9 protein-coding genes and 1 pseudogene are annotated in these 12588 nt (G+C 65.6%); all 10 read left to right on the forward strand.

All coding sequences use genetic code 11. From position 1 onward, the window contains the following. The 10 genes and pseudogenes from dnaA (at position 1) to AC0WRY_RS00050 (ending at position 12523) form a co-directional block, all read left to right on the forward strand. Entirely contained in the window at positions 1-1407 is a 1407-nt protein-coding gene (gene dnaA / locus AC0WRY_RS00005) for a chromosomal replication initiator protein DnaA (protein ID WP_491122513.1), read from the forward strand. A gap of 260 nt (positions 1408-1667) precedes the next feature. Further along, positions 1668-2786 (forward strand): DNA polymerase III subunit beta, encoded by a 1119-nt coding sequence (dnaN, locus tag AC0WRY_RS00010; protein ID WP_128922726.1) that lies wholly within the window; start codon positions 1668-1670, stop codon positions 2784-2786. A gap of 210 nt (positions 2787-2996) precedes the next feature. Further along, positions 2997-3363: pseudogene (locus AC0WRY_RS00015) on the forward strand (endonuclease domain-containing protein). 89 nt (positions 3364-3452) lie between these two features. Continuing rightward, a complete protein-coding gene (gene recF / locus AC0WRY_RS00020; protein WP_491122514.1) occupies positions 3453-4589 on the forward strand; it encodes a DNA replication/repair protein RecF in 1137 nt (378 codons plus the stop codon). 111 nt (positions 4590-4700) lie between these two features. Continuing rightward, positions 4701-5444: a hypothetical protein gene (locus AC0WRY_RS00025; protein ID WP_491122515.1), complete on the forward strand. Its 744-nt coding sequence runs from the start codon at positions 4701-4703 to the stop codon at positions 5442-5444. A gap of 138 nt (positions 5445-5582) precedes the next feature. Beyond that, on the forward strand, positions 5583-7730 hold the full coding sequence (locus tag AC0WRY_RS00030) for a hypothetical protein (protein ID WP_491122516.1): 2148 nt from the start codon (positions 5583-5585) through the stop codon (positions 7728-7730). A gap of 135 nt (positions 7731-7865) precedes the next feature. Further along, a complete protein-coding gene (locus AC0WRY_RS00035) occupies positions 7866-8561 on the forward strand; it encodes a hypothetical protein (RefSeq protein WP_491122517.1) in 696 nt (231 codons plus the stop codon). 280 nt (positions 8562-8841) lie between these two features. Then, positions 8842-11277 carry a DNA topoisomerase (ATP-hydrolyzing) subunit B gene (gene gyrB / locus AC0WRY_RS00040; RefSeq protein WP_194405106.1) on the forward strand — a complete coding sequence of 812 codons (2436 nt, stop codon included), beginning with the start codon at positions 8842-8844 and terminating at the stop codon, positions 11275-11277. Positions 11278-11414: 137 nt separating this feature from the next. After that, positions 11415-12044, forward strand: coding sequence for an LURP-one-related family protein (locus AC0WRY_RS00045; protein WP_194405107.1), 630 nt, complete (start codon positions 11415-11417; stop codon positions 12042-12044). A gap of 11 nt (positions 12045-12055) precedes the next feature. Further along, the gene (locus tag AC0WRY_RS00050) at positions 12056-12523 is read left to right on the forward strand and encodes a hypothetical protein (protein WP_259218170.1); all 468 of its coding nucleotides are present in this window, start codon (positions 12056-12058) and stop codon (positions 12521-12523) included. Positions 12524-12588: the final 65 nt, after the last annotated feature.

Here is a 12588-nt window from a genome sequence, read left to right on the forward strand (position 1 = left end):
ATGACAATGGAACAGGATCGCTGGTCACGCGTGAAGGGTCGGCTGCGCTCGAGCGTTGGCGAAGACGTCTACACGAGCTGGTTTGCGCGCATGGATCTGGAAGGCGTGCAGGAGGAGAGTGTGCGGCTCTCGGTGCCGACACGCTTCCTGAAGAGCTGGATCCAGGCCCATTATGCCGAGCGCGTGCTGTCGTGCTGGCAGGCCGAGATGCCGGAAGTGCATCGCATCGACCTCACGGTGCGTACGGCCGTGCGTCCGGTGGCGCAGAAGGAAGCCCCGGTGCCGGTCGAGACGCGGCGCACGCCGACCCCGGAGCTGCGCTCGACCGCGATTGCGCCGGTCTCGGCCAATCACGACGCGCTCGGCGGCTCGCCGCTCGATCCGCGCCTGACCTTCGCGAGCTTCGTCGTCGGCCGCTCCAACACGCTGGCGCATGCGGCCGCGCGTCAGGTCGCGGAAGGTCGCCGCGGCGACCCCGTGATGTTCAACCCGCTCTACATCCATGCCGGTGTCGGCCTCGGCAAGACGCATCTCTTGCAGGCGGTGACCTGGGCCGGCAATTCCGGCAACGAGCGCAAGGTGCTGTATCTCACGGCTGAAAAGTTCATGTACGGCTTCGTCGCCGCGCTGAAGACGCAAACGGCGCTGGCCTTCAAGGAAGCGCTGCGCGGCATCGACGTGCTGGTGATCGACGACCTCCAGTTCCTGCAGGGCAAGTCGACCCAGGCCGAGTTCTGCCACACGCTGAACGCGCTGATCGACGCCGGCCGCCAGGTCGTGATCGCGGCCGACCGTCCGCCGTCCGATCTCGAAAGCCTCGACGACCGCGTGCGTTCGCGGCTCGCCGGCGGCCTCGTGGTCGAGATGGGCTCGCTCGGCGAGGAGCTGCGCCACGGCATCCTCAAGTCGCGCGTCGCCGCCGCCCGCACCCATCATGCGACGTTCGAGGTGCCGGAAGAGGTGCTGCATTATCTGGCGCGCACCATCACCCATAATGGCCGCGACCTCGAAGGCGCCATCAATCGCCTGCTGGCGCACTCCAAGCTCAACAACCGGCCGGTGACGCTGGAGATGGCCGAGCACGAGGTGCGCGACCTGGTCCGGCCGCAGGAGCCGAAGCGGATCAAGATCGAGGACATCCAGCGTGTGGTGGCGCGGCAGTATAATGTCAGCCGGTCCGACCTCTTGTCCTCGCGCCGCACCGCCAACGTGGTGCGCCCGCGCCAGGTGGCGATGTATCTCGCCAAGACGCTGACCCTGCGCTCGCTCCCCGAGATCGGCCGCCGCTTCGGCGGACGCGACCACACCACGGTGCTGCACGCCGTGCGCAAGATCGAGGCCCTGGTCTCCAAGGACACCGCGCTGTCGGAGGAAGTGGAGTCGCTGAAGCGCCAGCTTCAGGAATAAACGCCTAGGCGCGCTCCTGCCATTCTGCCGCCGCCCCGGCCTCGCCTGGGCGGCGGTTTTCGTTTTGGGCGGTAAATCGTGGGGAACTGCCTCCGATCTCTTGAATCCGGGGGCCATCCGAGCCACCTTGCGCGACCCTGACAGCTTTGGTCATATCGGCTGGATGATCCGGCTTTCCGGGGTCTTCGGTGCCGTGGCGCGCGTCCCGCCGCCCGGCGTTCTCAAATTTGTGTTTCCTTGGGGATCGGGCGAGTAGTGCAATGAAGGTTACGGTCGAACGCGCGCAACTCCTGAAGTCGCTGGGCCATGTCCACCGCGTGGTCGAGCGCCGCAACACGATTCCGATCCTGGGCAACGTGCTGGTCCGGGCCGAGAACGCCAAGCTGTCGCTGAAGGCGACCGACCTCGACCTCGAGGTCACCGAGACGTTGCCAGCGGAAACCGCGACCGCGGGCTCCACCACGGTGCCGGCGCACATGTTCTACGACATCGTGCGCAAGCTGCCCGATGGTTCGCAGATCGTGCTGGAGGCCGACGGCGACCGCGCGGTGCTGGCGATCCGCGCCGGCCGCTCGCGCTTCACCCTGCAGACGCTGCCCGAGAACGACTTCCCGGATCTGGCCGCCGGCGACATGTCGCACTCCTTCTCGCTCGCCGCCAAGGACGTCAAGCGGCTGATCGACCGCACCCAGTTCGCGATCTCGACCGAAGAGACGCGCTATTACCTCAACGGCATCTATCTGCACGCGGCGGGCACGGCCAAGGCCGCAACGCTGCGCGGCGTCGCCACCGACGGCCACCGCCTCGCCCAGCTCGATCTGGTGCAGCCCAAGGGCGCCGAGGGCATGCCCGGCGTGATCGTGCCGCGCAAGACCGTCGGCGAGGTGCAGCGCCTGATCGAGGACACCGACGCCGAGATGACGATCGAGCTGTCGCAGGCCAAGATCCGCTTCACCATCGGCAACGTCGTGCTGACCTCGAAGCTGATCGACGGTACCTTCCCCGATTACGGCCGCGTCATTCCGCAAGGCAACGACAAGGAGCTCGTCGTCGACAAGAAGGACTTCGAGAACGCGGTCGACCGCGTCTCGACCATCTCCAGCGAACGCGGGCGCGCGGTCAAACTGTCGCTGTCGCCGGGCAAGCTGGTGCTGTCGGTCACCAATCCGGATTCCGGCAGCGCGACCGAAGAGCTCGAGGTGGAATACGCCTCCGACGCCCTCGATATCGGCTTCAACTCCCGCTATCTGCTCGACATCGCCGCCCAGATCGAAGGCGACGTCGCAACCCTCAAGCTCGCCGATCCCGGCTCGCCGACCCTCGTGCAAGACCGCGACGACAAGAGCGCGTTGTACGTGCTGATGCCGATGCGGGTGTGAGGGACGTGTTCCTCCTCTCGCGACACCTTCTACGTGGAGACAATCCCTCACCCGGCTTCGCTGCGCGAAGCCACCCTCTCCCACAAGGGGAGAGGGTAAAGCTACAGTTTTCCCCGTCGAAACAAGCGCGATGCACGTTGCTGTGCCCTCTCCCCTTGTGGGAGAGGGCATCTCCGCAGGCGGATACACACTCAGTCGGGTGAGGGGTTCGTGCCGCAGGAGCCATCCCATCGGCCCAGTCCCCAAACGTCTCCGCCAATTCGCGAAGAACATGCGGCACGAACCGACGGATGCGGAAGCCGCGATGTGGCGCCTGCTCAGGGATCGTCGGCTCTCCACGTTCAAATTTCGCCGACAGGTACCGTTCAAGAACTACATTCTCGACTTTGTCTGTTTCGAGCAGTCTCTTGTAATCGAGATCGACGGAAGCCAACACGCGGAGTCACAGCGAGACACGACTCGTGAGGCCGCGCTTGCAGCTGAAGGGTTTTGGACTTTGCGCTATTGGAACAATGACGTGCTTCAGCAGTCCACTTCCGTATTGGAGGATATCCTTGCAAAGCTTGCCGGGCGGTAAGATACCCCTCACCCGTCGCCTCACTGCGTGAGGCGCCACCCTCCCCCACAAGGGGGGAGGGAAGTAGAGTCCGGCAATGACGAGCTAGCATGACCGCCTCCCGCATTCATCGCCTGACGCTGACGCATTTTCGCAATTATCGGGCGGGGGGGCTCGAGACGGCGGCTGACCTGGTGGCGCTGGTCGGGCCGAATGGGGCGGGCAAGACCAATTGCATCGAGGCGATCTCGTTCCTGTCGCCGGGGCGCGGCCTGCGGCGCGCCACGCTGGAAGACGTCGCCGACAACCAGGGCGACGGCTCCTGGGCGGTGTCGGCGCAGGTCGAAGGCGCGCTGGGGCTGGCGACGCTCGGTACCGGCATCGATGCACCGCGCGCTGATGCCGCCGTCAGCCGGCGCTGCCGCATCGACCGCGAGCCGGTGGGGTCGGCGGCAGCCTTCGGCGACCACATCCGCATGGTCTGGCTGACGCCGGCGATGGACGGGCTGTTCATGGGCGCAGGCTCCGAGCGGCGGCGCTTCTTCGACCGCCTGGTGCTCGCCATCGACAGCGAGCATTCCAGCCGCATCAACGCGCTGGAACGCTCCTTGCGCTCGCGCAACCGCCTGCTCGAGACCCGCAATTACGACGACCATTGGTGTGACGCCATCGAGCGCGAGACCGCCGAGCTCGCGGTCGCGGTCGCGGCCACGCGCGGCCAGACGGCGGCAAGGCTGACCGGCATGTTGAATGCGCGCGCGCAGGCGTCCGCGTTTCCGTCGGCGCAGATCGCGCTCGACGGCTGGATGGAGAATGCGCTGCTTCAGGAGACCGCAACCTCGGTCGAGGACCGCTACCGGCAGATCCTGCGCGACAACCGTCCGCGCGATGCCATCGCCGGCCGCACCACCGACGGCCCGCATCTCACCGACCTCCAGGTGATCTATGCGCCGAAGAGCATGCCGGCGCGCGACGCCTCGACCGGCGAGCAGAAGGCGCTGCTGATCGGCCTCGTGCTGGCGCATGCGAGCCTGGTGGCCGAGATGACCGGCATCGTGCCGCTGCTGCTGCTCGACGAGGTCGTCGCGCATCTCGATCCCAGCAGGCGCGCCGCGCTGTTCGACGAGCTGAAGAAGCTCGGCGCGCAGGTCTGGCTCACCGGCGCCGACCCGGCGGCCTTCGCCGAGATCGGCGCGGGAGGCGAAGTGTTTGACGTCGAGAGCGGACGAGTCTCCGCCCGAAGCTGAGCCGCCGCGTTGAACCCGCTCGTTTCCGCCGGCGACTAGCTGCTTGAGGCCGCAACATGCGGCCATCGCGCAAATATCTCGGACACGCGCGATATCCTTTGGAGCACAGGCATGGCGACGGTGGGGCATGGGGCGCGAGCTCCGGCACGATGGCAACCTATTGCGTGCGGCCTCGTTCTCCTCGCAAGCTGCCTGCTCGCCGCAAGCGCCGGCGCGTTCGTGTCGAATCTGCCGCCGTTGTTCTCGCCCGCGCTGACGCTGGACCCCGCCGCCAAACTGCCCGCGCCGGCCCGCTACAGCTTTCGCGGCACCCACACCACGGTGATGCCCGGCATCGAAGCCCCGCTCCGCACCAGGCTCGAAACCACGGTGCCTGCGCAGCTCGGCGACGTCGTCCGCTTCTATCGCACCGAGCTCGGAAAGCTCGGCTGGCGGGAAAAGCCCGAAGGCGCGGTGATCGCAGCCGATCACGTCCAGCTCTCCTTCGCTTCCCCGCTCGGGCCCGCCGCACTGCAGCTCGCCCGCAAGGACGGCAGCACCTCGATCCATATCGTGCAGAAGAACGCCGATGCGGCGAGCCGGGCGAATATCATGCCCGAGCCCGGCCAGGCGATGCTGGTGTTCAGCAATATCAGCGGGACGGATGCCACGCTCACGATCGACGCGAAAACCGTCAAGCGCGCCGCCGGCACAAACGCGGTCTCGCTGGATCTGGCGCCCGGCCGATATTCCTACGAGCTGCGCGTGCCGGACCGTTCGGCCACCACGAAGACCCTCGACATTGTGGCCGGCGATACCTGGGAGCTCACGGTCGGGCCCGACGGAGACGTCTGGCCGCCGCTCCAGCTGTATTGAGCGCTTCCGGGGCATCGGCGATCTTTGAACCTCACGGGTTCCTGTCGCGACTTCTGGTCAGAGGCCGCGCCGACGGTGTCGCAGCCTGCAATTGCGCGCGAGCCGATGCGCCGCGCCACGCCCCTTGGAGAAGTGACGATGTCGAGGATGACGCGCGGGACGCAGGTCCCGGCACGCTGGCGGCTGCTTGCATGCGGCCTCTTCCTGTTGGCGAGCAGCTCGGTTGCCGCCGCGGCCGATGCCGGCATCGTCGACGTCCACGCGCTGCCGCAGCTCGAGGGCGCGGTGGAAGACACTTCGCGCCCCGATCCCTACCGCGTCGAATATCGCGTGCCGACGCCGCCAGCCGTGACGTTACAGGCGGTGCGAAAACTCCTGAGTGCCGAGGGCTGGGTGCCCTATGTGCTGCCGCTGGAGGAGAAGAGCACCACGCTGAAATTCAAGAAGGGACGGCAAGGCCTGTCCGTTCACTTCACGCAGGCCGGCGGCCGGCCCGATCAGTCCGCGGTCTATTACACGACCGATCGGATCTATTCGAACGTACCGTTCCCCGACGGCGCGAGCGATCTCGTGTTCGACGGCACCAGGCCCTATCTCGGCTGCATCGCGCCGGGCGCGCTCGATGCGACGTCGGAATTCTACATTCGCCAGATGGAGGCGATCGGCTGGCGCAAGCTCACGGCGGAAACGGCGGCACGCTGGACGACGACGGGCCTCGACGAGGCCGTTCCGAACGGCATGCGCGCATTCTACGACCATCCCGAGGGCGACACGACGCAGTTCTACAAGCAGAAGCCGGTGATGCTGACGCTGACGAAGCGCAACGACGGCCGCACCGATGTCGATGTCCGGATCGCACCTTTCGTGCTGCCCGCCGACCTCACCGCCGATAGCGATGTTGCCGGCCTGCCGCGGCCGAATCCGACCAAGTCGGCCAGGGGCCTCGGCAGCGCGAGCTCCAACAAGCGCGAGATGAGCGCCGCCGCGATGGCCGAGCTGCCTGCCGTGCTCGCCTTCTATCATCGCGAGCTCGCTGCGCGAGGCTGGCAGGAGGATGGCAGCGCCCCGCTCGCCCCCGGCGACGACGTTGCGCTCAAGATCTCCAACGCCGAGGAGACCGGCGTGCTGCGGCTTGGCCGCAAATATGACTTCACCATGGTCAGTCTGACCGCACAGGTGAGGGAATCCGCGCTTGCGGCCCGTGCCAAGGCGAAGAAAGAGGCCGACGAGAAATTCATGAAAGACGCCGAGGCGATGGCCAAGCAGGTCATCGCCGCCGACGAAGCGCGGCGCAAGGGGCAGGCGGCCGCGCTGTCCGATGCGCCGCTCGGTGCACTTGCCGACAGCAAGACGCCGGTGCCGCTGCCGGAGACCGCCGAAGACGTCAGATTCAAAGGCGACGACGGCAGCCTCGAATTCTCGTCCGGATCGAGCGTGAAGGCGCTGACCGCGTTCTACCGGGCCTCGCTGAAGCCGCTGGGCTGGAACGAGCGGCCTTCGGTCATCAACCAGCCCAACATGGCGATGCTGGAGTTTGCCAAGAGCGGCAAGTCGATCTCCTTCACCGTGATGCAGATGGGGCCGAAAGTGAGAGTCAGCGCCGAGGGATCGGGCCTCAAGGTGGCGACCGCCAAGCCCGTGGAAGCGCAGGCCAAATCGTCCGAGCCGCTCAAGCCCGACACCGAATCGCAGTTGCCCGTACCGACGCAGCGGTCGTCGACCTCGCTCGCCACCACCAAGATGCCGGGCAGCGAGACGCCGTTCCGCCGCGAGCTCGAAGCCAGCATCCCGGCCCCGCTCGGCGACGTCCTGGCGTTTTACCGCACGGAGCTGTCCAAGCTCGGCTGGCAGGAAAAGGCCGACGGCGCCATTGTGTCGGCGGAGCGCGCGCAGATCGACTTCACTTCGCCGCAAGGCCCGGCGGTGCTGAAGCTCGGCCGTGCCAAGAGCGAGACCACGGTCAGTCTGGCACAAAAGAATCCGGAAGCCGCCGTCAAGGCCGACATCATGCCGAAGGCGGGCCAGGCCAGGCTGATGCTCGGCAATATCGGACCGAAGGAAGCGTCGCTCACCATCAACAAGCAGACCGTCAAGATCGCGGCTGGCGCCGGCGGCCCGCAATCGCCGAAAGGTCCGATGGTCGATCTGCCGCCTGGCAAATACCAATACGCCCTGCGCGTGCCCGGACATCCCGCCCGCACCGAGAGCCTCACCGTTGCGGCCGGGGATGCCTGGGGCCTCATGGTGGGTCCTGATCGCGCTGTGCTGCCGCTGCAGATGTATTGATCCCCTGTGCCTGTCCCGGCCAGGTTGAACCCATCAGGTTCATGGGGCGACCAGTTGGTCGGAGGTGGCCGCGACAATGTCGCAGCCACCTCATCGCGCGAAGATCATGACGCGCGACCTTCCGGGAGAATGGACATGACGACGGCAAGACGCGGGACGAAGGTCCCGGCACGATGGCGGCTGCTGGTGTGCAGCCTCACTCTGCTTGCGAGCTGCTCGCAGCAGCCGCTGACCGCAGCAGATGCCCACTCCGACATGCCGGTGCCGACGCGAGCCAGCCACTCGAGCTTCAGCCGCACCAGCGCGGACGGGGTCGAAGTCCCGCTCCGGCTCGAGCTCAAGGCCGAGGTGCCCGCCGAGCTCGGCGACGTCCTCGCCTTCTACCGCACGGAGCTTGGAAAGCGCGGCTGGCAGGAAAAGCCCGATGGCGCGGTGGTCACTGCCGATCGCGCCCTGCTCGTCTTCGCCTCTCCGAAGGGGCCGGGCACGCTGACGCTCGGCCGTGCCAAGGGCGAGACCACGGTCGACCTGGTGCAGCGAAATACGGAGGCCGCGGCCAAGGCCAACTTCCTGCCAATGCCAGGACAAGCACGGCTGATCTTCGGCTATCTCGTGCCTGATGTGGCCTCGCTCGCGATCAACGATCAAATCATCAAGATCGCGGGCGGCTTAAATCATCCGCAAACGCTGGATCTGCCGCCCGGCACATATTCCTACGCCCTGCACGTGTCGGGTCATCTGGTGCGCAGCGACACCATCACGCTGGCCGCGGACCAAGCGTGGTTCCTCAAGCTGCGTGACGGCGACGGCGAGTCCAACCAGATCTACTGAGCCGACGGCCGCTCCGCGGCGCCGAGGCGCCTTGGGAAGAGGCTCCACGCCCCGCAAAATCCACGTCTTTGAGGACCCGGAACGGGGTCTCGAATCGGGCTTTTCACGGGCCCTGAAATCGGCCTCCAAAAACCTTGAAAACTCGCCAAAAAACCCCATCTCATCAAAGGGTTGCGGCAGCATACTTTGCGCTAGGCGCAATCTCGCTTTCATGGCACAAATAGCCTGCAAATCAGCGCCTTTTGCGCCGCTGATTCGGGCGACATTTCGAAGGCCTCTCATGACAGAACCTGCTCGGCAGCCCGCTGCCGAAAACGAGCCGTCCAATCCGAGCGACTACGGCGCGGAATCGATCCGCGTGCTCAAGGGTCTCGATGCCGTCCGCAAGCGCCCGGGCATGTATATCGGTGACACCGACGACGGCTCGGGCCTGCACCACATGGTCTACGAGGTCGTCGACAACGCGATCGACGAAGCGCTGGCCGGCCACGCCACGCGTGTCGATGTCGTGCTCAACGCCGACAATTCCGTCACCGTGCGCGACGACGGCCGCGGCATTCCCGTCGACATCCACAAGGGCGAAGGCATCTCGGCGGCCGAGGTCATCATGACCCAGCTCCACGCCGGCGGTAAGTTCGACCAGAACTCCTACAAGGTTTCCGGCGGCCTGCACGGCGTCGGCGTCTCCGTCGTCAACGCGCTGTCGAGCAAGCTCGGCCTGCGCATCTGGCGCGACAACAAGGAGCATTATATCGAGTTCGCCCATGGCGATGCCGTCGCACCGCTGGTGGTGGTCGGCGACGCGCCGGGCAAGCGCGGCACCGAGGTGACGTTCCTCGCCTCGTCCGAGACCTTCAAGAACATCGAATATGATTTCGCGACGCTCGAGCATCGGCTGCGCGAACTCGCCTTCCTCAATTCCGGGGTCAACATCGCGCTGTCCGACATGCGTCATGCGGTCGAGAAGCGCGAGGAGATGCACTATTCCGGCGGCGTCGAGGAATTCGTCAAATATCTCGACCGCAACAAGAAGGCGATCGTGCCGGCGCCGATCATGGTGCGCGCGGAAGCCAACGGCATCGGCGTCGAGGCGGCTTTGTGGTGGAACGACAGCTACCACGAGAACGTGCTGTGCTTCACCAACAACATCCCGCAGCGTGACGGCGGCACGCATCTGGCCGGTTTCCGCGGCGCGCTGACGCGCCAGGTCAACGGCTATGCCGAGGCCAACGCCAAGAAAGAGAAGATCGCGCTGACCGGCGACGACTGCCGCGAAGGTCTCACCGCCGTGCTGTCGGTGAAGGTGCCCGATCCGAAATTTTCGTCGCAGACCAAGGACAAGCTGGTGTCCTCGGAAGTGCGCCCCGTGGTCGAGAACGTGCTCAACGAGGCGCTGCAAGCCTGGTTCGAGGAGCACCCGTCCGAAGCCAAGATGATCGTCGGCAAGGTGATCCAGGCCGCCGCAGCGCGCGAGGCTGCGCGAAAGGCGCGCGAGTTGACGCGCAAGAGCCCGCTCTCGGTCTCCTCGCTGCCCGGCAAGCTCGCCGACTGCCAGGAGAAGGACCCGGCTAAGTCCGAGCTGTTCATCGTCGAGGGCGACTCCGCAGGCGGCAGCGCCAAGCAGGGCCGCAACCGCGAATTCCAGGCCGTCTTGCCGCTCCGCGGCAAGATCTTGAACGTCGAGCGCGTGCGCCCCGACAAGATGCTGGGAAGCGAGCAGATCGGCACGCTGATCACCGCGCTCGGCACCGGCATCAGCGACGAGTTCTCGATCGAGAAGCTGCGCTATCACAAGATCATCGTGATGACGGACGCCGACGTCGACGGCGCCCATATCCGCACGCTGCTGCTGACCTTCTTCTACCGGCAGATGCGCGACATCATCGACGGCGGCTATCTCTATATCGCCCAGCCGCCGCTCTATAAGGTCTCACGCGGCAAGTCCGAGCAATATCTCAAGGACGAGCGGGCGCTGGAGGATTACCTGATCGACGCCGGCCTCGACGACTGCGTGTATATGCCCGGCAACGGCGGCGACCGCACCGGCCGCGACCTGCGCGCGCTGGTCGACGACGCTCGAATCGTCCGCAGCATCCTGCGCAACCTGCACAGCCGCTATAACCGCAAGGTGGTCGAGCAGGCCGCCATCACCGGCGTGCTGAACAAGTCGGTGTACGGAAACCCCGAGAACGCCGCAGCCGCGGCGCAGTACATTGCGACCCGGCTGGACAGCCAGGCCGAGGAGGTCGAGCGCGGCTGGGTCGGCCAATTCGTCGAGGGTCAGGGTTTTGTGTTCGAGCGCACGGTGCGCGGCGTCAAGGAAGCGGCTGTCATCGACGATGCGCTGCTCGGCTCCGCCGAAGCCCGCAAGCTCGACGAGTACGCGCCCAAGCTCCAGGACGTCTATGCGCGCTCCGGCAAGCTGCGGCGCAAGGACAGCGAGCACGTGGTCCACGGTCCGTCCGACCTGTTCGAGGCGGTCACCGACGCCGGCCGCAAGGGCATCTCGCTGCAGCGCTACAAAGGCCTGGGCGAGATGAACCCGGAGCAGCTCTGGGAGACGACGCTCGACACCGAAGCGCGCTCACTGCTCCAGGTGAAGGTCAAGGAGGTCGACGAGGCCGACGACATCTTCACCAAGCTGATGGGCGACGTGGTCGAGCCGCGCCGCGACTTCATTCAGGAACACTCTCTCAGCGCGACGATCGACATCTGAGACTTGTTTCGCCTCTCCCGCTTGCGGGAGAGGGGGCGCACCGCCCTCACGGCGGCTCCGCCGCCTGAACCTCATCCCCGGCCACCGCGACAAAATGGCGTAGCTGGCACTGGAAGAGGTCCAAGCGAATGTTGCCGATGTTAGCCGACCAGCACCGCATGTACGTGCAGCAGGTGTTCGAAATGGCCGAGCTGTTCGGCCTCGAAACCCGCAACAAATATCGCATTCGCGACGAAAATGGCCGCGATCTGCTCTATGCTGCCGAACAGCAAAAGGGAGTTCTCGGCTTCCTGTTTCGTCAGCTCTTCGGGCATTGGCGCTCCTTTGAGGTGCATTTCTTCGATGCCGCCCGACAGCCGGTCATGCGCGGCATTCATCCCTTCCGCTTTTTCTTTCAATGTCTGGAGCTGCGCTCGCGTGACGACCGCCTCATAGGAACCATCGAGCGTCAGTTTTCAATCTTCACCAAGCGCTTCCATGTGCACGATGCGCAGGGACGAGTTGTGCTCGAAGTCACTTCGCCACTCTGGAAGGTATGGACCTTTCCGTTCATGCGTGGCGGGCGAGAGCAGGCGCGCGTTGCGAAGAAATGGTCCGGCCTCGGATCCGAGCTGTTCACCGACCGTGATAATTTTCTGGTGGAATATCTGGAACGCAGCCTGACGGAAGACGAGCGCGCGCTGGTTCTCGCGGCTGCGATCTACGTCGATCTCATGTATTTCGAAGTCAAAGGCGAGGGCGGCGTCATCAATTTGCTCCGCAACTGAAGCATCGCGCCGTGACCGCATCCGCAACGACCAGCCCAGCCCTCCCCTCGCGCCGCCTCGGCGTGATCGGCAGCATCGTCGGGGTGCTGGCGTTGATCGCGGCCGTGCTGCCGCACTGGGTCGTACCGGTGCTATATCCGCCGCCGCCGGCGGACAAGGTGATCGTCGACACCGGCCATCGCCTCAAGGATCGCCTGATCGCGCGGGTCAAGGGCGTCGAGTATCAGGCGCCGCCGCGGGAAAAATCGACCGGAAGCCAGCTGAGGGAGATGTCCTCGATCGGTGCGATCTCGCTCGGCCTGCTTGCCATCCTGTTCTCCGTGCTCGCGCTGGTGTTTCGCGAAGAGAGGCTTTTGGCGGGGGTCGCGGCCGCGCTTGGAGCGGGCGCCATTGCCGTCGAAATCTCCTTTCTCGTCATGGGCGTCTTGATGCTGATCGTGATCCTTTATGTGGTGGCCAATATCATCGGCTTGTTCTAAACGCCTGGCGCAGCGGGCCTGTTCAGGGCCAATAAGCGGCCTCCGCCGCGACAAGTGCAGAATTG

The organism is Bradyrhizobium sp. T-12 (assembly GCF_058314695.1).

Bases quoted from the DNA above. Each gene is read 5' to 3' on its own strand.
- AC0WRY_RS00025 (WP_491122515.1), top strand. From the start codon at position 4,701: ATGGCGACGGTGGGGCATGGGGCGCGAGCTCCGGCACGATGGCAACCT.
- recF (WP_491122514.1), top strand. From the start codon at position 3,453: ATGACCGCCTCCCGCATTCATCGCCTGACGCTGACGCATTTTCGCAAT.
- dnaN (WP_128922726.1), top strand. From the start codon at position 1,668: ATGAAGGTTACGGTCGAACGCGCGCAACTCCTGAAGTCGCTGGGCCAT.
- AC0WRY_RS00035 (WP_491122517.1), top strand. From the start codon at position 7,866: ATGACGACGGCAAGACGCGGGACGAAGGTCCCGGCACGATGGCGGCTG.
- AC0WRY_RS00045 (WP_194405107.1), top strand. From the start codon at position 11,415: ATGTTAGCCGACCAGCACCGCATGTACGTGCAGCAGGTGTTCGAAATG.
- dnaA (WP_491122513.1), top strand. From the start codon at position 1: ATGACAATGGAACAGGATCGCTGGTCACGCGTGAAGGGTCGGCTGCGC.
- AC0WRY_RS00030 (WP_491122516.1), top strand. From the start codon at position 5,583: ATGTCGAGGATGACGCGCGGGACGCAGGTCCCGGCACGCTGGCGGCTG.
- gyrB (WP_194405106.1), top strand. From the start codon at position 8,842: ATGACAGAACCTGCTCGGCAGCCCGCTGCCGAAAACGAGCCGTCCAAT.